The 25,306-nt window shown below is 75.7% G+C and carries 21 protein-coding genes; 7 read left to right on the forward strand and 14 right to left on the reverse strand.

The genetic code is table 11. From position 1 onward, the window contains the following. Positions 1–10 precede the first annotated feature (10 nt). Positions 11–997: a chitosanase gene (locus tag ACIO5D_RS29040; RefSeq protein WP_363604916.1), complete on the forward strand. Its 987-nt coding sequence runs from the start codon at positions 11–13 to the stop codon at positions 995–997. 46 nt (positions 998–1,043) lie between these two features. Here ACIO5D_RS29040 and ACIO5D_RS29045 read toward each other — a convergent pair whose 3' ends face one another. Next, complete coding sequence (locus ACIO5D_RS29045; protein WP_400650409.1) at positions 1,044–1,613, reverse strand: hypothetical protein; 570 nt, start codon at positions 1,611–1,613, stop codon at positions 1,044–1,046. A gap of 386 nt (positions 1,614–1,999) precedes the next feature. Here ACIO5D_RS29045 and ACIO5D_RS29050 point away from each other — a divergent pair, with 386 nt between their 5' ends. Next, positions 2,000–4,819 (forward strand): AfsR/SARP family transcriptional regulator, encoded by a 2,820-nt coding sequence (locus ACIO5D_RS29050; RefSeq protein WP_400757100.1) that lies wholly within the window; start codon positions 2,000–2,002, stop codon positions 4,817–4,819. Positions 4,820–4,916: 97 nt separating this feature from the next. Here the strand turns inward: ACIO5D_RS29050 and ACIO5D_RS29055 are convergent, their stop codons facing one another. Further along, on the reverse strand, positions 4,917–5,690 hold the full coding sequence (locus ACIO5D_RS29055; protein WP_400798834.1) for a hypothetical protein: 774 nt from the start codon (positions 5,688–5,690) through the stop codon (positions 4,917–4,919). Between the two features lie 481 nt (positions 5,691–6,171). Between ACIO5D_RS29055 and ACIO5D_RS29060 the strand changes: the two genes are divergently transcribed. Both ACIO5D_RS29060 and ACIO5D_RS29065 read left to right on the forward strand, forming a co-directional pair. Beyond that, positions 6,172–6,405 carry a hypothetical protein gene (locus ACIO5D_RS29060; protein ID WP_363604922.1) on the forward strand — a complete coding sequence of 78 codons (234 nt, stop codon included), beginning with the start codon at positions 6,172–6,174 and terminating at the stop codon, positions 6,403–6,405. 311 nt (positions 6,406–6,716) lie between these two features. Then, entirely contained in the window at positions 6,717–9,491 is a 2,775-nt protein-coding gene (locus ACIO5D_RS29065) for a BTAD domain-containing putative transcriptional regulator (RefSeq protein WP_400798836.1), read from the forward strand. Here the strand turns inward: ACIO5D_RS29065 and ACIO5D_RS29070 are convergent. The 3 genes from ACIO5D_RS29070 to ACIO5D_RS29080 form a co-directional block, all read right to left on the reverse strand. Next, complete coding sequence (locus tag ACIO5D_RS29070; protein ID WP_400798839.1) at positions 9,480–9,917, reverse strand: hypothetical protein; 438 nt, start codon at positions 9,915–9,917, stop codon at positions 9,480–9,482. The genes ACIO5D_RS29065 and ACIO5D_RS29070 overlap by 12 nt on opposite strands. 139 nt (positions 9,918–10,056) lie before the next feature. Then, the gene (locus ACIO5D_RS29075; RefSeq protein WP_400650417.1) at positions 10,057–10,263 is read right to left on the reverse strand and encodes a ferredoxin; all 207 of its coding nucleotides are present in this window, start codon (positions 10,261–10,263) and stop codon (positions 10,057–10,059) included. A 7-nt stretch (positions 10,264–10,270) separates the two neighbouring features. Then, complete coding sequence (locus ACIO5D_RS29080) at positions 10,271–11,488, reverse strand: cytochrome P450 (RefSeq protein ID WP_400798842.1); 1,218 nt, start codon at positions 11,486–11,488, stop codon at positions 10,271–10,273. A 408-nt stretch (positions 11,489–11,896) separates the two neighbouring features. Here ACIO5D_RS29080 and ACIO5D_RS29085 point away from each other — a divergent pair, with 408 nt between their 5' ends. Both ACIO5D_RS29085 and ACIO5D_RS29090 read left to right on the forward strand, forming a co-directional pair. After that, positions 11,897–12,706 (forward strand): class I SAM-dependent methyltransferase, encoded by an 810-nt coding sequence (locus ACIO5D_RS29085; RefSeq protein WP_363604928.1) that lies wholly within the window; start codon positions 11,897–11,899, stop codon positions 12,704–12,706. A gap of 207 nt (positions 12,707–12,913) precedes the next feature. After that, entirely contained in the window at positions 12,914–14,296 is a 1,383-nt protein-coding gene (locus ACIO5D_RS29090; protein WP_400650420.1) for a condensation domain-containing protein, read from the forward strand. Between the two features lie 83 nt (positions 14,297–14,379). On the opposite strand, the gene ACIO5D_RS29095 is transcribed toward ACIO5D_RS29090, so the two are convergent. The 5 genes from ACIO5D_RS29095 to ACIO5D_RS29115 all read right to left on the reverse strand — a co-directional run bounded on the left by ACIO5D_RS29095 (position 14,380) and on the right by ACIO5D_RS29115 (position 19,165). Further along, positions 14,380–14,970 carry a hypothetical protein gene (locus ACIO5D_RS29095; protein ID WP_363604931.1) on the reverse strand — a complete coding sequence of 197 codons (591 nt, stop codon included), beginning with the start codon at positions 14,968–14,970 and terminating at the stop codon, positions 14,380–14,382. Next, a complete protein-coding gene (locus ACIO5D_RS29100; RefSeq protein WP_400798845.1) occupies positions 14,967–16,475 on the reverse strand; it encodes a DUF58 domain-containing protein in 1,509 nt (502 codons plus the stop codon). The genes ACIO5D_RS29095 and ACIO5D_RS29100 overlap by 4 nt, the downstream gene beginning before the upstream one ends. Then, positions 16,472–17,557 (reverse strand): MoxR family ATPase, encoded by a 1,086-nt coding sequence (locus ACIO5D_RS29105; RefSeq protein ID WP_363604933.1) that lies wholly within the window; start codon positions 17,555–17,557, stop codon positions 16,472–16,474. Before ACIO5D_RS29105 ends, ACIO5D_RS29100 begins: the two co-directional genes overlap by 4 nt. A gap of 64 nt (positions 17,558–17,621) precedes the next feature. Further along, positions 17,622–18,173, reverse strand: a complete 552-nt coding sequence (locus tag ACIO5D_RS29110; protein WP_400798848.1) for a hypothetical protein — start codon at positions 18,171–18,173, stop codon at positions 17,622–17,624. Further along, complete coding sequence (locus tag ACIO5D_RS29115) at positions 18,170–19,165, reverse strand: DUF4129 domain-containing protein (RefSeq protein ID WP_400650429.1); 996 nt, start codon at positions 19,163–19,165, stop codon at positions 18,170–18,172. Before ACIO5D_RS29115 ends, ACIO5D_RS29110 begins: the two co-directional genes overlap by 4 nt. Positions 19,166–19,330: 165 nt before the next feature. On the opposite strand from ACIO5D_RS29115, the gene ACIO5D_RS29120 reads away from it, so the two are divergent. Beyond that, positions 19,331–20,281, forward strand: a complete 951-nt coding sequence (locus ACIO5D_RS29120; protein WP_400798851.1) for an NAD-dependent epimerase/dehydratase family protein — start codon at positions 19,331–19,333, stop codon at positions 20,279–20,281. A gap of 94 nt (positions 20,282–20,375) precedes the next feature. Here ACIO5D_RS29120 and ACIO5D_RS29125 read toward each other — a convergent pair whose 3' ends face one another. The 4 genes from ACIO5D_RS29125 to ACIO5D_RS29140 all read right to left on the reverse strand — a co-directional run bounded on the left by ACIO5D_RS29125 (position 20,376) and on the right by ACIO5D_RS29140 (position 25,290). Beyond that, positions 20,376–21,908: a M1 family metallopeptidase gene (locus ACIO5D_RS29125; RefSeq protein ID WP_400798854.1), complete on the reverse strand. Its 1,533-nt coding sequence runs from the start codon at positions 21,906–21,908 to the stop codon at positions 20,376–20,378. Between the two features lie 160 nt (positions 21,909–22,068). Further along, a complete protein-coding gene (locus ACIO5D_RS29130; protein WP_363604949.1) occupies positions 22,069–22,941 on the reverse strand; it encodes a sulfurtransferase in 873 nt (290 codons plus the stop codon). Between the two features lie 149 nt (positions 22,942–23,090). Further along, a complete protein-coding gene (locus ACIO5D_RS29135; protein WP_400798857.1) occupies positions 23,091–24,815 on the reverse strand; it encodes a family 20 glycosylhydrolase in 1,725 nt (574 codons plus the stop codon). Between the two features lie 139 nt (positions 24,816–24,954). Then, the gene (locus ACIO5D_RS29140) at positions 24,955–25,290 is read right to left on the reverse strand and encodes a hypothetical protein (protein WP_363604953.1); all 336 of its coding nucleotides are present in this window, start codon (positions 25,288–25,290) and stop codon (positions 24,955–24,957) included. Between the last annotated feature and the right edge of the window lie 16 nt (positions 25,291–25,306).

Raw genomic sequence — 25,306 nt, forward strand, 5'->3', positions numbered from 1 at the left:
CGGAGTCCCCATGCGGTCCCAGCCTGTCCGGCCGATCCGGCCGGCGTCCCTGCGCGTCGCCCTCACGGCCCTGCTCGTGACCGGCGTCCTCCCGGCCCTGCCCGCCGCCGCGGCGCCGGGCCCCACGTCGAGCCCCACGGCCAAGTCCAATACTCCGAAGCCGCCCGCGACCGGCCGGCCCCACCGGACCACCCAGCCGTCCGGCACCCCCTCCGGCCACCCGTCCGGCTCTCCGTCGCCCTCCGGCCACCCGTCCGGCTCACCGTCCGGTCCCGCCACCGGCTCCGGCGACCTCACCGACCCCCGGCTCAAGGACATCGCCCAGCAGTTCGTCTCCACTGCCGAGAACTCCTCGCTCGACTGGAAGGCCCAGTTCGCCTACCTCGAGGACATCAAGGACGGCCGCGGCTACACCGGCGGCATCGTCGGCTTCTGCTCCGGCACCGGGGACATGCTCGATCTCGTCCGCCACTACCGCGAGTTGAAGCCCGGCAACCCACTGGCCGAGTACCTGCCCGCCCTGGAGAAGGTGAACGGCTCCGCCTCGCACTCCGGGCTGGACCCGGACTTCGCGTCCGCCTGGAAGAAGGCCGCCGCCGACCCGGCGTTCCGCCAGGCCCAGGAGGACATGCGCGACCGGGTCTACTTCAACCCGGCGGTCTCCCAGGCGAAGACGGACGGTCTGCACGCGCTCGGCCAACTCGCCTACTACGACGCCATCGTGATGCACGGCCCGGGCAACAGCGCGGACAGCTTCGGGGGCATCAGGGCCGCCGCGCTGAAGAAGGCGAAGACGCCCGCCCAGGGCGGCGACGAGAAGGCGTACATCGCCGCGTTCCTCGACGCCCGCGCCGCCGCCATGCGCACCGAGGCGGCCCACGACGACACCAGCCGGGTCGACACCGCCCAGCGGGTCTTCCTCCAGGCCGGCAACCTCGATCTGCACACCCCGCTGGTGTGGAAGGTCTACGGCGAGACGTTCCGGATCGACAAGTAGGCGCGGGGCGGGGCCGCCGGGACCGGCAGCCCCGCCCCACCCGCGGTCACCAGGGCCGGGCCGGCGCCGTCCGCTCGGCCGGGACGCCGCGGACCGCCTCGCGCCCGACCTCGCGCCCCGTCTCCACCGGACGCGTGCTCTGCCCGCCGACGGTGCCGGGGCCCGGGTCCGAACTGGTCCTGATCCGCGACGCCGACGCCGGCCCCAACGCGGCCCGGCCGGCCGAGGCGCGCTGATCCGTCACCACCCCGGCGGTCCTGCGCACCGCGTCGGTCAGGACCGTGGCCGACTCCAGGGCGTCCAGCCGCAGCACGAAGTTCCGCTCGGTGGGGTCACCGCCCGGCCAGTCGACGTCCTTGCTGCGGACGATCCGGCTGCGGAGCCCGCCCTCCCCCGCCGAGACCGGGCCGGGAATCACCCGGACGTTGGGCCGCCAGCCGGCGCCCCAGCTGTGTTCCAGCGCCAGCGTCCACTCGTCGTCCCGGACGTCGAACCACGCGCCCACCCGGCCGGCCAGCACATTGGTGCCGTACGGGCTGCGGATCACCACCCGCTGGTCATAGTCGGCGTCCTTGCCGATCACCGTGACCCTCCACGGCCCGTTCATACGCAGCACGGCTGTCCTCCCAAGCGTCGGCGCACGAGTGCCGATCGGCCCCGTACCTCCCTCGACGGACCACTCCCCGGCTCCGGTTCACCCGCGCGGCCGCCCCGGCCGCCCCGCACCGGCCGCGCCGGGCCCACCTCCGGAGCCCGCCTGTCGCGTTCATGTAACGAATCGACCTACCGTCGAAGAATTTCCGGTAACGGCCGGGCGTTCACCCGGTGTCCACGAGCCGCCCGACTCCCCGCCCCACGACGGGAAAGTCCGGGTATTCCCGCCACCGCCCGGTCCGACAGGCCCCCCTGACACCGGCTCCGACCTGGCTAGACTGCCGCTGCAACTGCCCGAAGAGGGTCAGAAGAGGGTCAATCGGGGAGATCCGGGCGGGGGAGGCTGAGGTGTTCGTTCGCCTATTGGGGCCGGTCGAGCTGCGGACCGCCGACGGCCGCGTCCTCGAACCCGCCGGAGCCAAGCGCTGCGCCGTACTCGCCCTGCTGGCCATGGAGCTGGGGCGGACCGTCCCGGTGGAGCGGTTCTTCGAGCTGCTCTGGGGCGACGAACCACCGGCCCAGGCGCGGGCCGCGCTCCAGGGCCACATCGCCGCGCTGCGCAAGCTCTTCGCCGGATCACCGTTCACGCTCGCCACCCGCGCGCCGGGCTACCGGCTCGACGGCGAGGCCCGGCTCGTGGACGCCCTGCACTTCACCCGGCTGTGCGCGCAGGCCGCCGAGGAGAGCGGACCGGAGCAGTGCGAGCAGGTGGACAGGCTGCTCCGCGAGGCGCTCGGCCTCTGGCGCGGCACCGCCCTGGCCAACCTCCCCGAGACCCCGCTGCGCCGCTCCCTCGCCGGCCAGCTGCACGGTGCCCGCACCCGCGCCCTGGAGAGCTGGTCGGCGTACCGGCTGCGGGCCGGCCGGGGTGCGGACGCGATACCGGAGCTCGAACGGAGCGTCCACGCCGACGAGTTGCACGAACCGGTCGCCGCCCTGCTGGTGCGCTGCCTGTACCAGGCCGGACGCTTCCCGGACGCGCTCGCCGTCTACCACCGGGCCCGCCGCCGGCTCGCCGCAGAGCTGGGCATCCCGCCCGGGCGGACGCTGCAGTCCGCCGTCGACGACATCCTGGCCGACGACGCCTCCGCGGCGGCGGCCGGGCGGCCCGGCCCGGCGACCGCCCCCGCCGACGGCACGCGGCCGGCGGCCGACGACGGCCAGGTGGCCCGCCTGCTGCCACGCCGCTTCGGCCGGTTCGTCGGCCGCACGGCGGAACTGCGATGGCTGGACACGGAGTGCGGGCCGGACCGCCGCGGCAGCCTGGCCGTGGTGGCCGGCCCGGCGGGCGCCGGCAAGACGGCCACCGTGGTCGAGTGGGCGCACCGCGGCGCCGACGCGTTCCCGGACGGCCAGCTCTTCGCGGACCTTCAGGGCTTCGGCCCCGACCACGACGCCCGGCCGGCCGACGTCCTGGACCGGTTCCTGCGGGCGCTCGGCACCCCGGAGCACGAACTGCCGCCGGACGCGCCGTCCCGGGCCGCGCTCTACCGGTCGCTGACCCGGCAGCGCCGGCTGCTGGTCGTCCTGGACAACGTCCGGGCCGCCGAGTCCATCGCCGATCTGCTGCCGGCCGGACCGGGCTGCGCCACCGTCGTCACCAGCCGCAACTCGCTGGAGGATCTCGTGGTCACCGAGGGCGCCGCTCCGCTCCGGCTCGGCCCGCTGCCCGCCGCCGACGCGCTGCTGCTCCTGGAGCACGCCCTCACCCCGGCCCGGGTCCGCGCCGAACCGGAGGCCGCCGCCCGGCTGGTGGAGCTCTGCGACCGGCTCCCGCTCGCCCTCCGGATCGCCGCCACCCGGCTCGCCGCCCAGCCCGGCTGGGCGATCGCCGAGCTGCTGCCCGAACTCACCGACGAGTCGACCCGGTTGCGGGCCCTGGAGACCCGGGGCACGGTCGGCCTGCGCACGGCCCTCGACCGGACGGTGCGCCGGCTGCCGTCCGTCGCCGAGGGCCTGCTCGCGCTGCTCGCCGCCCACCCCGGCCCGGAGACCGACGCCCACGGGGCGGCCGCGCTGCTGGGCTCCGACACCGGCACCGCCCGCCGCGCGCTCGGTGCGCTGGCCGCGCACCATCTGCTCACCGAGAGCAGCCCGGGCCGCTACCGCCGGCCTGAGCTGATCCGTCTGTACAGCGCCGATCTGCTGGCCGAGCGCACCGAGTACACCAGGACGCTCGCCGTCACCTCGCTGCTCGACCACTGTCTGGCCGCCACCGCCCAGGGCGCCGCCCTGCTCCAGCCCGGCCTGGCCGCCGTCGGACCGCCGTCCGGCCCCCTTCCCGGACCGAACGGCCGGCCCGGCCCCCGGTTCACCGGGGTCCGCACCGCGCTGGCCTGGTTCCAGGCCGAGGAGCCCACCGTGCGCGCCCTGGTCGCCCGGGCCGCCGAGACCGGCGACCACGATCGCGCCTGGCGGCTCGCCGACCTGGCCGACCGGCTCTACGAGCCCGCCGGGCGCCCCGTCGACCGGGTGACCTGCCTGCGTGCCGGGCTCCGGTCCGCCCGGCGGACCGGTGAGCAGACCGCCGTCGCGTCGCTGGAGTGCGGCCTCGCCGAGGCCCTGGGCGGCGCCGGCCGCACCGACGAGGCCCAGGCGCTCGCCATCGAGGCCGTCGCCCGCGGCGCCGCCACCGGAGGCGAGATCCGGGTCCGCGCGCTGACCGTCCTCGCGGTCGCGACCGCCGGGCGCGGCGGGATCGCCGAGGGCATCCGGCTGGGCGAGCAGGCGGTCGCCCTGGCCCGCACCCACGGTCCGGCCGGGTACGCGCCGTTCGCCCATGCCCGCACGGCCGACCTGTACGGCCTCGTGGGCGACGGCCCGGCCGCGCTGCGCCACGCCCGCAAGGCCCGCCGGCTGCTCGCCGACCACCCCGAGGCCGCCGGCCACCTCACCGCGATGGCCGCCGAGGCCCACGCCCTGTCCCTGCTCGACCGCCCGGCCGAGGCCGAGCGGGCCTGGCGGGAGACGGTGGAGCGGTGCCGGGACGCGGGCACCGTCCGCCTCCACGCCGCGGCCGAACGCCGCTTCGCGGACTTCCTGGCCGCCTCGGGCCGCCCGGCCGGGGGCGCCGGGCAGCCGCACGGCGCGGTCGCCCCGTCCGGCCGGCCCGGTGGCACCACGGTGGTCCGGCAGTCGGACCGGCGGGCGGCCGATCTGTGCCGCTGACCGCTCACACCTGAGCGGCCGGCGGGGGCGACGCCACTCGGCCCGCACCCCGCCGACGGGCCGCCGTAGCGGCGGTTCGGCCCGGTGGAGCGGAGGTTCAGGCGGTGCGACGCCGGTGCTGGTGCCGCGCGGCGACCAGCACACCCGCGCCGATCAGCACCGCGCCGCCGCCGACACCCGCGATCAGGGCGCCGTCGCCGCCACCGCCGGTGTGCGCGAGGCCCCCGGGGACGGGCCCGGCGCTCTCGGACGGCGGCGCCGGGACGCTCGGGCTCACGGACGGCGAGGGCGACGCGCTGCCGGACGGCGTCGGACTGGCCGACGGTCCCGGCGTCCGGCTGGACGTCCCGGTGGGCGTGGGCGTCCGGCTCGGGGTGTGCGTGGCGGTCGGCGTCGGAGTGCCGGTGGGCGTGGGCGTCGTGGGCGTCGTGGTCGGCGTGGGGGTGGCGGTCGGCGTGGGCGTCGCCGTCGGGGTGGGCGTCGGCGTGGCCGTCGGGGTGGGGGTGGGGGTCGGCGTGGGCGTCGGCGTGACGCAGAGCGGCACGTCGGCGATCCGCTTCTCGATCTGGGTGTCGGCGAGCTGGTAGCGCCAGGTGTCACCCTTGCCCGAGTAGCTCACCGTGACCTTCACCGAGCCGTGGCCCTCGACGGTGCCGCGGTACCGCTCGTCACTGCCGGCCCGGGTGAGCGTGTACTCGCCCGAGGAGCGGTAGTTGTTGCCCAGGACCAGGTCCACCCGGCCGGCCTCGGTTCGGCAGCCGACGGTCAGTGAGGCGTCGCTCGGATGCCAGGCGAACGCCGTCCCGGAGCCGGCCACCGCGAGCGCCCCGACCGCGCAGCCGGTCACGACGACGGCTCGAACATGTTTCATCGCGCATCTCCTTCAGGTCCCGCAGGACGCAGTCCCCGGGGCCGGTGGTCACCGGTCCCGCCACTGTCGTCTACGGGACCGAACCGCCCTGCGGTTCAGTCCGCGGCGCCCCCGGACGCCTCCGCCCGTCCCCTCCGCCGCCGCCGCGCCGGCGACGTCCGGCCGGTCCACCGGGTGGTGAACCGGCGACCGCCGACGCGCCGTTGACCAGGGCGGAGGCCGTGGAACAGGTCGGCACCCGGTCCGGAGTGAACACGGTCCGGGCGCCGGACGGCCACCACCGGGCCGCCCGCCGTCGCCCCTGACGCGGTGGGCCTCCCGGAGCACGGACGGGGTGTCCGACGGCCGCCCGCTCACGGCCGGCCGGACACCGCCGGGTGCGACCGCACCCGGCGGACCGACCGTGCGCCTGCCGTCCCCGGCCCGCCAGACCCGACCCGACCCGACCCGACCCACCGGACCCGACAAGGAGGCCCCGACCGTGCGCACGCCCCTGCTGGTCCTCGTGGTCCTCGCCCTCGCCGCCGTCTCCGGACCGCACCGGGCCGGACCGGACCCGTCGGTCACCGAACGCCCGCCACAGACCACCGCGCGGCACGCATCCACGCACCACGCGTCCACGCACCACGCAGAAGAGCGCCCGGCCGCGGAGCGCTCCGCCGCCGGCGTCTCCCGCTCCGGCGTCCGGGTGGACCTCTCCCGCCAGGTCCGCTGACCGGGCGGAGCACCGCCCGCTCCCCCGGCCCCGGCCCCGGCCCCCGACCCCGTCCGCGGCCCTCCGGCCCCGCACCGGCCGTGAACACCGGGCGCGGCGCCGGAGAACGCACGGCGAATTGCGGGCGTACATCGGGTGACGTAGCGCGCGCCGGATTCCGCCCCGACCGTGCAACGGCGGGGCCCAGGGCCCAACGACCCGTCCCACCGGCCGACCGGACGGGATGTCAGGCGTGGTTAGACTGCGGCCTGCCTCTCGACGAGGACCAGAAGCGGGGGCTCTGACCTGGGGGAACTGTGTTTGTTCGGCTCATGGGGGCGGTTGAGCTGAGGACGGCGGACGGCCGTACCCTCACCCCGCCCGGCGCGAAGCGGTGCGGGGTCCTGGCCCTGCTGGCGCTCGACCTCGGCCGGACCGTCCCGGTGGAACGGTTCTTCGAGCTGCTCTGGGGCGACGAGCCGCCCGCCCAGGCCCGGGCCGCGCTCCAGGGCCACATCGCCGCGCTGCGCAAGCTGATCGCCGGCTCCCCGCTCACCCTGCTGACCCGCACACCCGGCTACCGCCTCGACGGCCCGGCCGACTCGGTGGACGCGCTGCTCTTCGAACACCTCTGCGCCCGGGCCGCCGGGGAGGAGGCCCCGGACGGCGACGAGCGCGCCGCCGGGCTGCTCCGCCAGGCCCTCGACCTCTGGCACGGCGCGGCCCTGGCCAACCTGCCCGACACCACGCTGCGCCACGCCCTCGCCGACCGCCTCGACGAGGGCCGCGCCCGGGCGCTGGAGTCCTGGGCGGAGCGTCTGCTCCGGCTCGGCCGGGGCGCCGACGCGATCCCCGACCTCGACCGCGCGGTGGAGGCCGACGGGCTGCGCGAGCCGCTCTGCGCCCTGCTGGTCCGCTGTCTGCACCAGGCCGGCCGGCTCTCGGACGCGCTCGCCGCCTACCGCCGGGCCCGTCGCCGGCTCACCGCCGAACTCGGGGTCTCCCCCGGCCGGACCCTCCAGTCCGCCGTCGACGACGTCCTCGCGGCCGACCCCCGGGAGCCCGGCCGGGGCCGCGTCCGGCCGGACTCCGGCCCGTCGGCGGCCCGCCAGCTCCCCCGCCGGGCCGCCGGCTTCGTCGGCCGGGCGGCCGAGCGGCGCTGGCTGGACGCCGAGTGCGGAGCCGGCCGCCGCAGCGGCAGCCTGGCCGTCGTGGTGGGCCCGGCGGGCGCCGGCAAGACCGCCACCGTGGTGCAGTGGGCGCACGACGCGGCCGACGCCTTCCCCGACGGGCGGCTCTTCGCCGACCTGAACGGTTTCGGCCCCGGCCACCGCGCCCAGCCGGCCGACGTCCTGGGCCGGTTCCTGGGCGCACTGGGCGCCCAGGAGAGCGAGCTCCCCGAGGACCTCCCCGCCCGGGCCGCGCTCTACCGCTCGCTCACCGGCCGGCGCCGGCTGCTGGTCGTCCTGGACAACGTCCGCGACGCCGAGGAGGTGGCCGACCTGCTGCCGGCCGGACCGGACTGCGCCACCGTGATCACCAGCCGCAGTTCGCTGGAGGACCTGGTGGTGACCGAGGGCGCCGCCCTGCTGCGGCTCGGCGCACTGCCCGCCGACGACGCCTTCAGCCTGCTGGAGCACCTGCTCACCCCGGCCCGGGTGCGCGCCGAGCCCGCGGCCGTCGCCCAGGTCGCCGAGCTGTGCGACCGGCTCCCGCTGGCCCTGCGGATCGCCGCCGCCCGGCTCGCCGCCCAGCCCGGCTGGGGGATCGCCGACCTCGTCCCCGAACTCGCCGACGAGCGCACCCGGTTGCAGGCCCTGGACACCCAGGGCACGATCAGCGTGCGCACCGCGCTCGGCCTGACAATACGTCACCTCTCCTTCACGGCACAGAACCTGCTCGCCCTGCTGGCCGTCCACCCCGGGCCCGAGGTCGACGCGCACGCCGCCGCGGCCCTGCTGGGCACCGACCCCGCCGAGGCCCGCCGCGCGCTCTCCTCGCTCGCCGCCCACCACCTGCTCGCCGAGGGCACCCCCGGCCGCTACGGCCGGCACGACCTGATCCGGCTCTACGGCGCCGAACTCCTCGCCGAGCGGCCCGAGTCCGAGCGCACCGCCGCCACCCGGGCGCTGGTCGACCACTACCTCACGGTCGCAGCGCACGGCGCCGCCCTGCTCCAGCCGGGCATCGACTGCTTCGGCCCGCCGCCCGCCCTCCCCTCGCCGTCCGGGCCGCGGCTGTCCACCGTCCGGTCGGCGCTGGACTGGTTCCGGGCCGAGGAGCCGACCATCCGCGGCCTGGTCACCTCCGCCGCCGACCTCGGCGACCACGACCGCGCCTGGCGCCTGGCCTACCTGGCCAACTGCCTGTACTACGGCACCGGCCGCCGCACGGACCGGGTGAGCTGCCTGCGGGCCGGGCTGCGCTCCGCGCTGCTGACCGGCGACCCGACCGCCGTCGCGCTGATGGAGGCTTCGGCCGCCCGCGCCCTCAGCGGCACCGGCCGCGCCGAAGAGGCCCACCGGCTGGCCGCCCGGGCGGTCGCCCGGACCGCCGACACGGGCGGGAACGTCCATGTGCACGCCCTCACCGTGCTCGCCGTCGCCACCGCGGCCCGCGGCGAGTTCGGCGAGGCCGTCCGGCTCGGCGAACAGGCGGTCGCCCTCACCGAGGAGCACGGCCTGACCGAGCATGCACCGTTCACCCTCAGCAACACCGCCGCCCTGCACGGCTTCGCCGGCGATGCCGGACAGGCCCTGCGGCGGGCCAGGCAGGCCCGCACCCTGCTCGCCGACCACCCGGAGGCCACCTTCCAGCTCTCCGCGATGGTCAACGAGGCGCACGCGCTGCAACTGCTCGACCGCCCGGCCGAGGCGGCCCGGGCCTGGCAGCACACGCTGGAGCTCTGCCGCGCGGCCGGCACCGTCCATCTGCACGCCGTGGCCGAGCGCCACTTCGCGGACTTCCTGCTCGACTCCGGCCGCCCCGCCGAGGCCGCCCGGCACCTGCGCACCGCCGCCGGCCTGTCCGCCGGACTCGGCGACACCACCGTGGTCCGGCAGTTGGAGGAGCGGCTGGCCGCACTCAGACCCGCCTTACGGCAGTGACGGGTTCACCAGCTCCGCCAGCAGCGACTGCACCCCGTCCTCGCCGAAACGGTGCACCAGGAGCGCGACCCATTCCACCGCCTCCGCCCGCTCCAGCGGGGTCCAGGTGGCCACGGACGGGTGCTCGTCCACCACCAGCGCCTCGGCGACCAGCCGCAGCCCGTCCGGCACCAGGGGCAGCCTGGTTCTGCCGAGCCCCCGCACGGCCAGCACCCGGGCCGCCCGCGCGACCTCGTACCCGCTCGCCGACGGCACCGCGAGCCCACCGCCGACCGGGAAGTCCAGGCCGTCCGCACCGTCCGGGGCACCCGGGACGCCCGGATCGTCCGGCTCGCCCCGGTCCGCGGCCGACCCGGCCGCCGGCTCCTCGGCGAGCCAGCCCGCGATCAGCTCCCGGGCCTCCCGCTCCCCCGTGATGTCCTCCATGCCCGCAAGCATGCCAGCGCCCCGCTCCATCATCATCACCGTCATGTGAACGAGAACGGCTGTCACCCCGCCCGGCGTTCACCGGTGACGCGCGCCCGACGGGAAATGTCCGAGACCCGCCCCTGGGCACCTCCGCGGCTCACGGGTCCTCGACGACGCGGATGACGGCGTTGGGGCAGAGCGCCGCGGCCAGCCGGGCGGCGCGGTGCAGCTCCGGCGGCGGGTGCTTCTCCAGCAGCACGACGGTGCCGTCGTCCTCCGACTGGTCGAAGAGCTCGGGCGCGGTGAGCACACACTGCCCGGCGCCACGGCAGCGGTCGTGGTCGATGTCGATCCGGATCTTCATGGTGCGGTCACCCGTCCCAGGTGAGCGGAAGCGCGTGGACGCCGTAGATGGCCATGTCGTGGCGCATCGGCACCTGCTCCGGCAGTACCGCCAGGCGCAGCGTCGGGAAGCGCCGGAAGAGCGCGGGGAAGGCCACCTCCATCTCCACCCGGGCCAGTTGCTGGCCCAGGCACTGGTGGATCCCGTGTCCGAAGGCGACGTGCTGGGAGAGCTCGCGGGTGAGGTCCAGCCGGTCGGGGCTCCGGAAGTGCTCCGGGTCCCGGTTGGCCGCGGCCAGCGAGGCGACCACGGTCTCCCCGGCGCGGACGTGGTGGCCGGCGATGTCCACGTCCTCGGTGGCGACCCGCACCGTGCCGAACTGCACGATGGTCAGGTAGCGCAGCAGTTCCTCGATCGCGTGGCCGGTGAGCTCCGGGTGTTCCCGCAGGTCGCGCAGTTGCCCGGGGTGGGTCAGCAGGGTGAAGGTGCCCAGTGCCAGCATGTTCGCCGTGGTCTCGTGGCCGGCGACCAGCAGCAGACGGCCGATCCCCGCCAGTTCCTCGTCGGTGAGCCCGGACTCCGGGCCGTCGTCCGCCAGCAGGGCGCTGAGCAGGGCGTCGTCGGGGTGCTTCCGCTTCCGGGCCGCCAGGTCGAGCATGTAGTCGCGCAGGGCGTCCCGGGCCGCCAGCGCGGTGTCCTCGTCCACCTCCAGGTTGAGCAGGGTCGAGGTCCAGCGCTGGAACCTGTCGCGGTCGTCGTAGGGCACGCCGAGCAGTTCGCAGATGACCAGGGAGGGGATCGGCAGGGCGAACGTCCGCACCAGGTCCACCGGGGGCCCGGCGCGCTCCATCGCGTCCAGGTGGTCGGCGGTGATCTGTGCGATCCGGGGTGCCAGGGCGCGCATGCGGCGCACGGTGAAGTAGCGGGTGAGCATCCGCCGGTAGTGGGTGTGCTCCGGCGGGTCCATGGTGATGAGCAGGCCGGAGCGGGCTCCGACGTCCTCGGGCCGGACCGGGATCCGGCGTACCGGGGAGGAGGCCCGCAGCCGGTCCGAGCTGAACCGGTCGTCCGCCAGCAGGGCGCGGACGTCCTCGTGCCGGGTCAGCAGCCAGCCGGTCTTTCCGTCGGGGAAGGACAGCCGGGCGACCGGATCGTGCGCGCGCAGGTGCTGGTACTCCGGCGGCGGATCGAACGGGCAGGTGCGGTGCATCGGCAGCGTCATCGCCGTGGGCTGGGCTGTACTCATGGAAGGTATTCCCTTCTCCAGCCATTCTGTTGCGCCCCCACTCGCAGGGTAGTACGACTCCCCTCCGTCCGGGAGGTCTCGCCCCCGCCCGGCCCCGGCGCCTCCCCGTGCCCGGGGGCCCTCGTCCCGCACCGGCACGTGCATCGGCACGGGCGCGCACGGCGTCCCCGGCGGCGGCTATCGCTCCTTCTCCCGGGAGAGACGGCCCGGGGACGGCACCGGAAGGCGGGCCGGAACGCTCGACGGCCACCACGACCCCCCGTTCCAGGAGTATGGTTGACGCCTCGTCAACCACCGTACTTGGCGCACCCCATCCGTCACCCTGCGCGTTCGGACGCATACCGGTTTGGGTACGTACCTCAGCGCGCCCGAGGGCCGGGCGGCAAGGCGCGAGGAGACTGGGCACCGATGGATCAGAACCACATTCCCCCGACCGTACGACGGACATACGGCGCGGACGATCTCGCACGAGCGGCCAGCTTCGCGGGGGGCTTCATCAACTTCGGTGACTGGAGCGGAATCGACACCGCATCACCGACCACCGAGGACCGGGTGCACAGTCAGGAGGAGTTGTACCGCCGGGTGTTGCGGGCCTTCCCGGCACCGACCGAGCGGCTGCGGCTGGCCGAGGTCGGCTGCGGGCGGGGGCTGGGTGCGACACTCGCCCTGCGCGAGTTCCGCTTCGCGGCGGTGACCGGGGTGGACATCCACCCGGACCAGATCGAGCGCGCCCGTACGGTCAACGCCAAGGCCATGGCCGTCTTCCCGGACCGGCTCGCCTACGCCCTCGGCTCGGCCGACAAGCTGCCGTTCCCGAACGGCTCGCTGGACGGCGTCTACTCGGTCGAGGCGGCCCAGCACTTCCGCGGGCTGACGGGCTTCGCGCACGAGGCGGCCCGGGTGCTGCGGCCCGGCGGCCGGCTGGTGGTCACCACCTTCTTCAGTTCCGGCCCGGAGGTCGCCGAGCGGTTGAGCATCATGCTCGCCAGCTTCGCCGAGGGCCTGGACGTGGCCCACCCGATCACCGGCTTCACCGCGGACCTCGCCGCGGCCGGCTTCACCGGCGTGTCCGCCGAATCGATCGGAGCGGCGGTCTGGCCGGGCTTCGACCGCTATCTGGAGGGCACCGTCCCGCCCAGCCACTGGTCACGCAACTTCCTCCCCGCCTGGCGCAGCGGCCTGCTCGACTACCACCTGGTCACCGCCGACCGGGCCTGACCACAGCGGACGGCTCCCGACGCCCGCCGGCCGGTGGTTCGGCCCGCCGAACCACCGGCAGCCGGTGACCCCGGCGGCTCCCGTGCGCGTTCCGAGGCTCGACGCGGGGAGGGCGGTGCGCCACACTCTTGCCCTGGCACCACCCGCGTTTCCCTGGCACCACGCAGCAAGCACCGAGCCCAGAACCGCACATCGGAGAGCCACACGGTGACCACGAGTCAACAGCTGGAGATCACCTTCTCGTCGGGCCGGTCCGGCACCGGACCGGCCACCTGGGGCCAGCAGGCCATCTGGGACGCCGTCGGCAAACTGACCCCGGCGGACGCGCCGAGGTACAACGTCACGGCCTCCTCCCCGCTGGACCCGGGAGTTCCGGTGCCGGTGGTCCTCGACGCGCTCACCCACCTGCTCCACCTGCACGACGGGCTGCACACCCGGCTGCTGCGGGACGACGACGGCCGGCTGCGGCAGACCGTCGACCCGGCGGGGCGGCTGTCCGTGCACACCCGCCACAGCGACGGCGACGCGGCCGAACTCGCCGAAACCGGGCGCCTGTTGCACGACGAGCTGGCGGGGCGGCCGTTCGACTGCGCGACCGAGTGGCCGATCCGCGTCGGCCTGGTCGAATCGGGCGGTCTGGTCCGCCACATGAGCCTGGTCCTCTCGCACACGGCGGTGGACGGCTCGGGCATGAGCCAGGTGGTGATGGACCTGTCCGCGCTCGCCCTGGGCGAACCGGTGGAGGCGATGGCCGAGCGCCGGGCGGCCACCCAACAGCCCCTGGAGGAGGCCGCGTTCCAGGCCTCCGAGCGCGGCCGGCGGCGTGATGCCAACGCCCGGCAGCACTTCCTGCGCAAGCTGCGGCTCGGCCCGCCGCGGCAGTTCCCCGCCCCGGCCGGGGAGCCGCGCCCGTTCCCGAACGCCGTGCTCAGCTCCCCGGCGCTGCTGCGCGCCGTCGAACTGGTCGCCGCCGCCCACCGGGTGAGCTCCTCCTCGGTGCTGCTGGCGGCCGCCGCCGCGATGACGTCCCGGCTCTCGGGCCTGCCGGACGCCACGCTCCAGGTGGTGGTCAGCAACCGCTTCCTGCCCGGGCTGACCCAGGCGGTGAGCACGGTGGCGGGCGAGAGCCTGTTCCATCTCGCGGACGCCGGAAAGGAGTTCGGGGATGTCGTCCGACGCACCCACGCCGCGTCGATCGCCACCTACCGGCACGCCTACTACGACCAGACCCTGCGGGACGAGGACATCGCCCGCCTCCGCGCCGAGCACGGCCCGACGGCCGACCGCTCCTGCGTCTTCAACGACACCCGCGAGCTGGCCCCGCCCGCGCCCGCCGGCGGCGAGGCCGCCCCACCGGCCGCCCCGGAACCGCTCGCCCTGGCCAGGGCCCGCACCACCCTCGACTGGCCGGTCGAGTTCGAGCCGCGCCCCGGCCTCTCCTACGCCCTGGACGCCCTCCGGACCGCGGACGCCCTGCGACTCGCGATGACGGCGGACGCCTCGGTCCTCCCCCGTCCCACGATGGAGCGCTTCCTGCGCGGCATCGAGGACCTGATCCTCACCGAGGCCGCCGCCCTCGGCCACGACTGAGACCGGCCCGCCGCCGCCCCCTGGAGCGTCCCGCCCGTTCCGCCCGGTCAATCTGGCCGGCCGGTCCGGGGCGGCGGGCCAGGTCACTCCGGCGGCGGGGTCCCCGCCGTACGGGGCCGCAGTGCCAGACCGGTGCCGATGGCGGCGGCCAGCAGGCCGAGCAGCGCGAAGGGGCGCGACCACTCGCCCGCGGTGGTCGGGACGAACGCGGCCGGCAGGACCAGGGCGGACGCGGCGACCGCCGTGAGGGCGTGCGCCGGCCGGGGGCCGCGGCGGTCCGGGCCGAAGGCGTCGACGAGCAGCAGATAGCCGGTGAGCAGGACGGTCACCGCCACGGCCGGCCAGAGCGACGGTTCGCCGGAGCACGCCAGCAGGACGGACCCGACCGCGAGCACGGTGGTGCGCTGCCCGGCGAACCGGGCGGGCCAGGTGGTCGCCGGGCGCGCCGGGCCGGCGGGCGGTGCGGCGGCCCAGACGGCGAGAACGGCGGCGGCCGCCACGGCGGCGGGCCCGCCCCGGTCCAGTACGCCGCCCGGGGCGCCGTCCACTCCGCAGGCGGCGACCGCCAGGGCGGCGCCGGTGCAGCGCAGGGCGGTCTGCTCGATCCACGGGGCCCACGAGGGCGAGGGCCGTACCCCGGGGGCGAGCCCGGCGTCGGCGGTGGTCTCGGTCATCGGGCCCCTCCTCGGATCCGGCGGCGCAGCAGTGGGGCGAGCGCCAGGTCGAGCGCCTCGCCCGGGGTGTACCGGGCCACCGGAATGCCCCGGCCGCGCAGGGCGGAGCGCATCGCCTCGCGCTCGGCGTGCCAGAGCCGCAGGGCCAGGGCGCCGACCTCGTCCCCGGGCTCCACCGTCGGCTCGCCCGCCGGGATCTCCACCACGACGAGCGGGTTGCCGCGGTCGCTGACCCGGCCGAGCACCTCCAGGATCCGCTGGTCGGCGAGCGAGGTGAACGCGTACACCAGGGCGTGGCCCGGCAGTGCGGGCAGCGGGAGCCGCGGGAGGGCGGGTCCGCGCCGGCGGCGGTCCTGGCGGACCTCCAGCACGGCCTCGACCATCCGGTAGAAGTGCCGGTCCCCGCTGCCCGCGGCGAGCCAGCGCAGCCGGCCGCCGACCGCGATCAGCCCGACCCGGTCGTGGCGGCTCAGGTAGGCGCGGGTCAGCCCGGCGGCCGCGCGCAGGGTCTCGTCCAGGCTCGACAGACCGGTGGCCGGGTCGCGGAAGTCGCTCAGCGCGTCCAGCAGGACGACCGCGTCCGCGGCCCGCTCGGCGGCGAACTGGTTGATCTGGATGCTGTCGCGGCGGGTGGTGGACGGCCAGTGGATGCGCCGCTGGCGCTCGCCCGGGACGTACGGGCGGACGCCGATCACCTCGACGCCGGTGCCGTCGTGCGCCGTGGTGTGCTCGCCGATCCGCTCCGGGAGGCGGACCGGGACGGGGGTGAGCCGGGCCGCACCGGGCACCGGGAAGACGTCCACCGCGCCGAGCTCGGTCCGGACGGTCCGCCGGGTCAGGCCCCCGGTGTCGTAGACGTCGAGGTCGACGCTGCCCAGCGTCCAGCGGCCCCAGCGGTCGGCCCGCAGGCCGAGGTCGACCCCGGCGCGGCCGACGGCCACGGACTCCAGGGTCAGCCCCGGACCGAGGGCGACGGTGGGGTCGAGCGGGCCGATCTCCCCGTCGTGCTCCACGGTGATCCGGACGGTGATCCGCTCGCCCTCGAAGCAGCGGCGCGGCTCGGCCGTGCCCACGGTGGCGAGCCGGGTCGGCCTGTCGCGCCCGGGGGCCGCCAGGGCGAGCAGCACGGCGGGACCGGCCGCGAGGGCCAGCAGCCAGGCGTGTCCGGTGGCCAGCGCGGCGGCGGCCGCGACGGCGGCCACGGTGAGCAGGCGCAGGGTCCGCTCACCGGCCCGCCAGTGCGGGGAGGGCGGGGTGCTCGGCAGGCCGGCCGGCGCCGCCTCGGCGCTCCGGGCCAGGATCCGGGCGGTACGCAGGTCGGCGTCCCGGTCGGCGTCCCGGCCGGTCCGGCGGTCGCCGCGCGGTTCGAGGCGGCGGCCTGGGCGGAGGCCGGTGCGGAGGCGGGACCGGAGGCCGGTGCGGAAGCCGGTGCGCCGGGCGCCGGGGCCCGGTGGACCTCCCTCCGCCGGCGCGGCGAGTCGGCGGACGGGGCGCCCGGCGCTCACCGCGGCCCGTCCGGCAGCCGATCCGACGACCGGGTGTCCGCGCTCCCGGCCGCGCGCGGCAGGGTCTGCGGGGCCGGAACGGACGCGACCAGGCGGGCCAGGACGTCGTCCGCCTCGATCTGGCGCACCCACAGTTCGGGCTTGAGCGTGATGCGGTGGGCGAGGGCGGGGACGGCGACCGCCTTGACGTCCTCCGGGGTCAGGAAGTCACGGCCCTCCAGCATCGCGCGGGCCCGGGCCAGCTGCACCAGCGCGAGACCCCCGCGCGGCGAGGCGCCGACCTGGATCTGCTGGTCGTTGCGGGTGGCGTCGATCAGCGCGACCACGTACTCGACCAGGTCGTCGTCGACCTCGACCTGCTCCAGCGCGGCCCGCATGGCGAGCAGTTCGGCGGCGGAGCCGATGGTCTCCAGCACCGGCTCGGGGGCCGCCCGGTCCAGCCGGGCCCGCAGCATCGCGGCCTCCAGGCCGGTGGAGAGGTATCCCATCCGCACCCGCAGCAGGAAGCGGTCGAGCTGGGCCTCCGGCAGGCTGTAGGTGCCCTCGTACTCGATCGGGTTGGCGGTGGCGATCACCACGAACGGTTCCGGCAGCCGGCGGGTGGCGCCGTCGACGGAGACCTGTCCCTCGGCCATCGCCTCCAGCAGCGCGGCCTGGGTCTTCGGCGGCGTGCGGTTGATCTCGTCGGCCAGCAGCAGCTGGGTGAAGAGCGGGCCCGGCCGGAAGACCATCTCACCGCTGCTCCGGTCGTAGAACGGCGCACCGGAGACGTCCGAGGGCAGCAGGTCGGGGGTGAACTGGATCCGGCGGAAGTCGAGGCCGAGGGTGGTCGCGAAGGAGCGCGCCAGCAGGGTCTTGCCGAGCCCGGGCAGGTCCTCGATCAGGACGTGTCCGCCGGCCAGCACCCCGAGCATGACCAGTCGGAGCGCCTCGGGCTTGCCGACCACGGCCCGTTCGATCTCCGCCACCACCGCGTTGGCGCGCTTCCCGGCCTGCTGCGGCGTCAGCGCGGGCCGGCCGGCGGGGCTGTCCGGGGCGTGGTCGGCGCCCGGGTCGACGGGGGCCTGGGGAACGGCGGTCATGGCTCTCCTGAGGGGCGATGGGTCGGTGCGGGCGGCCGCCGGGGGTGCGGCGACTGCGCGGTGGCTACAGGGATTCGAGACGGTCGACCAGGGCGCGGACGACCGGTTCGGGGAAGATCTCGGCCGGTGCCGGGCGGCTCGGATCGATCCAGGGCCAGAGCCCGGCGCCGATCAGCGCGGCGGCCCGGTCGCGGTCGTCTGTGAGTGAGAGCCCGTGCCGCTCCGACAGCCGGGCGGCGAACAGCCGTTGGAGCCGGCCGCGCAACGGCCCGCCGTCGCCCTGCGGGTCGAGCCCGTGGCGGACGGTCCAGTGCCAGTCGCCGAGCCCGGGCTCCCGCGCGTCCATCACCCGCTGACGGCTGCGCGGGCCCACGTCCAGGAAGCCCGCCCCGGCGACGTACCGGCCGGTCACCAGGGCGGCGACGGCCATCAGCACCGCTCCGGCGCCGGCCGCGGCCACCCCGCCGACCAGGGCGAACAGGATCTCGGCCGCGACGGCGACGAGCCCCAGCTCGATCAGGCTGTGCCGGACGGAACCGGGTGCGGCCAGGCCGTCGTGGTCCGGGCCGTCCCCCGGCCGGGCGGGACCGGCGCTCCGGGCGGGATCTGTGCTCATCGACGGCTCCCGGTCGGGTCGGTGGGGCCCGCGCCGGCCGTACCGGCGGCCGGCCGGTCCGCCAGGCGGTCGGCGATGGTGTCGAGGGCCGTCCTGGCCCGGCGTACCTGGCTGTCGTCCATCGGGTGGGTCGAGTACCTGGCCTCGTGGAACAGCGCGGTGAGGGCGCGTGCCTGGACCGGGTCGACCCGGTCGTCCGCCACCGCCCGTTCCAGCAGCTCGGTCGGGCTGTCGGAGGCGTGGCGGGCGACACCGGAGGCCGCCAGCGAGCCCTCCATCGCGGCGTAGCAGGCGATCACCGCGGCCCGGGCGTCGCCGCCGCGCAACGCGCGCCGTCCGGTGGCGACGGCCTCGGCGAGGACGTCCTCGGCGCGCGCCGGGCCGACGGCCGGCGCGGTCCGCGACCCGGGCCCGGGGAGGCGCAGCCGCCGCCACCCCCGCACCAGGGCGGCCACCAGCACGGCCGCCACCACCGCGGCCAGGACGACCAGCAGGACGACGGCCAGGTTCACCGTGCCCGACGCCTCGGGCGCCGGCGGCGGTGGCGGCGTCGGTACCGGCGTGGCCGTCCAGGGCCCCAGGCCGGTCAGGGGCGCATCGGCGACCGGCCCGCCGGTGGTGGTCCGGTTGTGGAAGACGAACAGCAGCACCGGCACGGCGACGGTCCCGCCCGCCAGCAGCACGACGGCGGCCGTCCGCAGGCGTTCGGCCCATGGCGTCGGCCCGGTCAGCCGGCGGACCTCCTCGCGGAGGCCGGAGGCGAAGCGGCCGACGACGATCACCCAGCCGAGGGCGAGCAGGACGACGAACCCGATGCTGCCGAGCGGCGGTTCGGTGCCCGTCCCCAGCAGTCCGCCGTCCGGCCGGAGCGCCGAGGCGGCGACCACCAGGCCGACGACGACCAGCAGGACGCCCGGCACCCGCGCGCTCCCCTGCCGGTGGCCGCCACGCCGGGACCGCCGGGGCGTGCTCGGCGGTACGTCGTCGTTCATGCGGTGCCCCCGGTCCCCTCCGCCACACGCTTGATCACGCGCCGGTGCAGCGTCGCACACCGACTTTCGCCCTGTCATCCTTCCCGCGGCGTACGACTTTCCGGGTAGCGGCCGGACCGCCGGACGCGTCGACACGGCCGCGCCGGTGCCGCTACCGTCGGCGCCATGCGAATCCTCGTCCTGGGCGGCACCTCCTTCGTCGGCCGCGCGATCGTCGACGACGCCCTGCGCACCGGCGCCGAGGTCACCCTGTTCACCCGGGGCCGGACCGGCCGCGACCTGTTCCCCGCCGCCGCCCGGCTGATCGGCGACCGCGACACCGGCGACTACGCGGCCCTGGGCACCGGCCGCTGGGACGCCGTGGTCGACGTGAGCGGGTATCTGCCGCGCCACGTCGGGCAGGCGATGGACGCGCTCGGCGACCGGGTCGGCCGGTACCTGTTCATCTCCAGCCAGGCGGTGTACACCCGCACCGGTCCGGGCTCGGACGAGTCCACCCCGCGCCGCGCCCCGGTGCGCGACACCGAGGAGCTGAGCGAGGACACCTACGGCCCGCTCAAGGCGGCCTGCGAGGACGACGTGACCGCCCGGTACGGCGGCCGGGCGACGATCGTGCGGCCCGGCAAGGTCGCCGGCCCCCACGACCCGCAGTCCGGGCTCACCTACTGGGTGCGGCGGGCCGCGCGCGGTGGCCGGGTCGCGCTGCCCGGCCGGCCCGAGCAGCCGGTCCAGCTCGTCGACTCCCGCGACCTCGCCCGGCTGGTGGTCCGTCTGCTGGAGGACGACCGCCCCGGGGCCTTCCACGCCGTCGGCCCGGCCGAACCGACCACCCTGGCCGGGCTGATCACCACCTGCGCCGAGGTGGCGGGCGCCCAGGTCGAGATCGTCCCCGTCCCGGCCGACACCGCGCCCCCGTTCTTCCCGCTCGTCCACGCCGAACCGCTCTGGCCGGCCCAGCGGCGCAGCCCGGCCCGCGCCCGCGCCGCCGGCCTGCCCGCCACCCCGCTCGCCGTGACCGCCGCCGACGTCCTGGCCTGGGACCGTGCCCTCGGCGAGCCGCCCCTCGGCCACGGCTTCTCCCCCGAGGACGAGGCCCGCCTCCTCGCCCGCGGCTGACCGGCGCGCGCCCCGCCTGGTCGTACCTCGGCACCACCCCGTCGTGACGGGCACGGTCCGGCCGGACTGTGCCCGTCACATCATCCACAGCCGGTCAGCGGCCGTGGCCGTGGCCGCTCCCGTTGTCGTGCAGCGAGTTGGTCTCCTGGATCTTCTTCCACGACCTGGGCTCCTGCGGCAGCGCCGCCGCGGCGGACGCCGGCCCGGCCGCCGCCTTCGCCGGAGCCCCCGCCGACGGGACCGCCGGCTTGGAGGGCGTGAACAGCCAGGTGGTGAAGAGGTCCCCGAGCTTCTTCCCGGAGATCCGCTCCGCGTACGCCTGGAACTGCTGGACGGTGGCGTTGCCGTAGCGGCGCTCGGTCGGCCAGCCCTTGAGGATCTGGAAGAACTTCTCGTCGCCGACGGTGTTCCGCAGCGCCTGGACGGCCACCGCGCCCCGGTCGTAGACGGCGCTGGAGAACTGGTGGTCCGCGCCCGGGTCGCCCGGCTTGACGGTCCAGAACGCGTCGTTCGCCGGGTAGTAGGAGTACACGTAGTCGGCGATCTCCTGCGCCGTGCCCTCGTTCTCGTGCTCCGACCAGAGCCACTGCGAGTACCGTGCGAAGCCCTCGTTGAGCCAGATGTCGCTCCACCGCTGGACGGAGACGCTGTCCCCGTACCACTGGTGGGCCAGCTCGTGGACGACGACCGAGGTGTTGGCACCGCGCGCGAACTGCGCGGGGCTGTAGAAGATCTGGGTCTGGGTCTCCAGCGCGTAGCCGGTGGGCACGTTGGGCACGTACCCGCCGACCGAGGTGAACGGGTACTCGCCGAAGTAGCCGCTCAGCCAGTCCACCAGTTCGCCGGTGCGCTCGACACTGGCCCGCGCCGCCCCGTCGTTCTCGCCGAGGTCCTTGCTGTACGCGGTGATGACGGGCAGTCCGCTCGGTGTGGTGTCGGTCCTGACATCGAACCGGCCGATCGCCAGGGTGGCCAGATAGGTGGCCTGCGGCTTGGTCTGGCGCCAGTTGTACCGGGTCCAGCCGGCCCGCGAACTCTGCCCGGTGGAGAGGCCGTTGCTGATCACCTGGGTACCGTCCGGCACCAGGACCGACACATCGAAGGTGGCCTTGTCGGTCGGGTGGTCGTTGCTCGGGAACCACCACCAGGCGGCCACCGGCTCGTTCGCCGCGACGCCCCCGTCCGGCGTCCGCAGCCAGGCCGAGTACCCGTCCCGCTCCACCTCCCCCGGCACCCCGGAGTACCGGACGACCACCGTCACCGGGCTCCCCTTGGCGATCGGCCGGTCCGGGGTGATCTCCAGCTCCGCCTCACCGGTGCTGGCGAACCTGGCCGCCCGCCCGTTCACCAGCACCTGCTGGACGTCGAGCACGAAGTCCAGGTTGAACCGGGAGAGGTCCTGCGTGGCCGTGGCCAGAATCGTGGTGGTGCCCTCCAGCAGGTCGGTGGCGGGCTGGTATTTCAGCCGGATGTCGTAGTGCGAGACGTCATATCCGCCGTTGCCGTACGTCGGGTAGTACGGATCCCCGACCCCCGCCGCCCCCGGCGAGGGCGTCGCGGCCGACGCGGGAACGGCCAGGAGCAGAGCGAGAGCGCTGGCAGCAGAGACGATCAGCCTCTTGCGCACGATGGTCCTCCAGGGTTACTGGGACAGTGGGTTGGATCGAACCCTGTCCCAGCGGACCCCCGCTCACGCCTAAGTTATGAGATTTTCATAAGAAGAAACGAGCCGAAACGCTCCCCAGTCGGCCGGCACCCCGTCGCGCCGCCCGGGCCTCGTACCCGGCTCACCCGCCCAGTGTCACCGGTGCCCGGACCAGGGAGCCGTACTCCGTCCACGAGCCGTCGTAGTTCTTGACGTGCGGGTAGCCCAGCAGCTCGGTCAGCGCGAACCAGGTGTGCGCCGACCGCTCGCCGATCCGGCAGTACGCGATCACCTCGCGCTCCTCCTCCACGCCCTTCCCCCCGTACAGGGCGCGCAGTTCGTCCGCCGAGCGGAAGGTGCCGTCGTCGTTGGCCGCCTGCGACCACGGGATGTTCACCGCGCCGGGGATGTGTCCGGGCACCTGCGCCTGCTCCTGCGGCAGGTGCGCCGGCGCCAGCAGCTCGCCCCGGTACTCGGCGGGCGAGCGGACGTCCACCAGCACGACGTCCGAACCGGGCTTGGCGAACACCTCCGCCTTGGTCAGCACCTCGTCGCGCAGCGCCCGCAGCTCGGGGCGCTCCGGGCCGGCCAGCCGGTAGCCGGTGTGCTGGTAGTCCATGACCTCCTGGGTGCGCTCGCGCCCCTCCAGCTCCCACTTCTTGCGCCCGCCGTCCAGCAGCCGCACCGGTCCGAAGCCGCGCAGGCGCAGCAGCCAGTAGGCGTACGCGGCGAACCAGTTGTTGTTGCCGCCGTACAGCACCACGGTGGTGTCGTCCTCCACGCCGGCCGCGCGCAGCAGCGCCTGCACGGCCTCGCGGTCGGCGTAGTCGCGGCCGACCCGGCTGTGCAGGTCGGTGGTCCAGTTCCAGCCGACCGCACCGGGGATGTGGTCCCGGTCGTACGCGGTGGTGTCCTCGTCCACCTCGACGACGCGGATCGTCCCGTCGTCCAGGTGGTGCGCCAGCCACTCGGTGCCGACCAGCGCCTCGGGGTGTGCGTAGCCGTTGCCGGTCATCGCCGCCCTCCTTCACTCTGCGCCCACGGCACGGCCGGGCGCCGGCGTGCTCCGCCACGCGACCGGGCCGGACACTTCGAACCTACGTCCGACCGTCCGCCCCGGCCACCCGCCCCGAAACGCCCTGAACGCCGCCGCACCGCCCACGCCTACCGCGCGGTCACCGGCCAGGGCACCTCCGAGCGCTTCTCGTACCCGAAACCGGCCGCCTCCCAGCGCGCGCCCTCCTCGGCGAGCCGCTGCCGGAACCGCTCCCAGTCGTGGGCGGTCTTCGGGGACCAGCCCAGCTCGGCGATGGCGGGCAGCCGCGGCAGCAGCATCAGGTCCAGCTCGGCGGGGCTGCTCAGGGTCTCCGTCCACAGCGGGGCCTCGACGCCCACGACGGAACCGGCCGGCAGGGCGGCGTTCAGGGTGTCCGGATCCCAGGAGTAGGCGGACCAGACGTCGACCGTCCCGGCCCAGCGCAGCCCCAGCGGGTACGAGCTGTCGTACTTCATGTCCAGATAGGTCCGGCCCGCCGGGGACATGATCACCTTGGCGCCGCGGCCGGCCGCCTCCCTGACCTCCTGCTCGTGGCCGCCGTTGGCGTCCCAGTACTGCAGCAGCCCGACCCCGGCGGGACCGGCGGCCGCCGCGGTCTGGTTCCAGCCGACCGGGATCTTCCCGGCCGCGACCACCTGGGCGCTCACCCGGCGGACGAACTCCTGGTAGTCGGCGGGCGCCAGCTTCTTCACCTCGTCGCCACCGATGTGCAGATACGGGCCGGGGGTGAGCCGGGCGAGCTCGGCGACCACGTCGCCGGTGAAGGCGAAGACCGCGTCCCCGGTGGGGCAGACCGTGCTGAAGCCGACCTCGATCCCGGTGTACGGCCAGGGCCGCGCGCTGCGGGTGCAGTCCAGCTCGGGGTAGGAGGCGAGCACCGCGTTGCTGTGCCCGGGCAGGTCGATCTCGGGGACGACGGTGAGGAAGCGCTCCTGCGCGTAGCGGACGATCTCCTGGTAGTCGGCCGCGGTGTAGAAGCCGCCGGGCGTGCCGCCGACCTCGCTGCTCGCCCCGATCTCGGTGAGGGCGGGCCGGGCGGGGACCGCGATCCGCCAGCCCTGGTCGTCGGTCAGGTGCAGATGCAGGTGGTTGACCTTGTACAGGGCCAGCCGGTCGATGTACCCCTTGACCTCGTCCGGGGTGAAGAAGTGCCGCGCCACGTCGAGCATGGCGCCCCGGTAGGCGTAGCGCGGGTGGTCGTCGATGTCGACGGAGGCGACCGTCCAGTCCGTCCCGTCGGTCACCCGTGACCGGCTCTCGACCTGCGGGGGCAGCAGTTGGCGGAGCGTCTGGGTACCCCGGTAGAGCCCGGCCGGGGTACGGGCGGCGATCCGGACGGCCGCGGAGTCGGCCGTCAGCCGGTAGCCCTCGTCGCCGGTCTCCTCCGGCATCGCGGGGTCGAGTTCGAGCCGGATGCCCTCGGCCGCCCCCGCCGGAGCGGCGCCCGCCCCGGCCTCCACCGTCAGCGGGAAGCCGGTCGGCCGGCGCAGCGCCTCGGCCAGTTGCTCGGCGACGGCCCGCACCCGTACGGCCTGCTCCTCGGCGCCGCCGGAACCGCCGGCGGCCCCCACCCGGACGACGGTCCGCTCGGAGATCCTGAAGGCCGGGCCCGAACCGGCCGCGACGGACAGCGGCGCGGGGATGATCCGGTCACCGGTACGCGGGCCGCGCGCCGCGGCGGGCGCCGCCGCGCCCCCGTCCGCGTCACCGTCACGGCCGGCACCGCCGATGGCGCGGTGCACGCCGAAACCGGCGGCCGCCAGCGCCAGGACGGCGGCGATGACCAGCAGTCTGCGGGTCCGGGCGGCGAGCCCGGATGTTCGAATCGGCAAGGCCGCTCCCGGTGTCGTCGTGCACGCGACCTGCCCGCGTTCACGGGCGGTTCACCGGAATGGTCTCAACCAATCGCCGCATTGTCGTGAGCTTCGTACGAATTGACGACCCGACGGATCCGGCGATCGCCGGCGCCGCTTACGAGAACCTGACCGAGCGGACCAGCAGCCGGCTCCCCGCCTGCCCGCCCGGCCGCAGAACGTACGATTCGCCACCCCGGCAGTCGAAGCCGGCGTAGACGGTCGCCGCCGCGTTGGTGCGGTTGCTGGGCGTGTACGCCGCCTCCTCCTCGGTGGCCTCCGGCACCTTGACGCACTCGCCGCTGCGCGGGTCGAACAGCGCGCCGAGCTGCTCGCCCAGGGCGTTCCGGTACTTGTAGCGGAACTCGCCGCCCGCGGCGTCGGCGGAGACGGGGACGGCGAGAACGAGGGCGAGCGCGCTGGCGGCGGCGAGCACGGCGTTGCGGAGACGCATGTGGGGTGGCCCTTTC

The organism is Kitasatospora sp. NPDC087315 (assembly GCF_044744345.1).
Lineage (GTDB): Bacteria > Actinomycetota > Actinomycetes > Streptomycetales > Streptomycetaceae > Kitasatospora.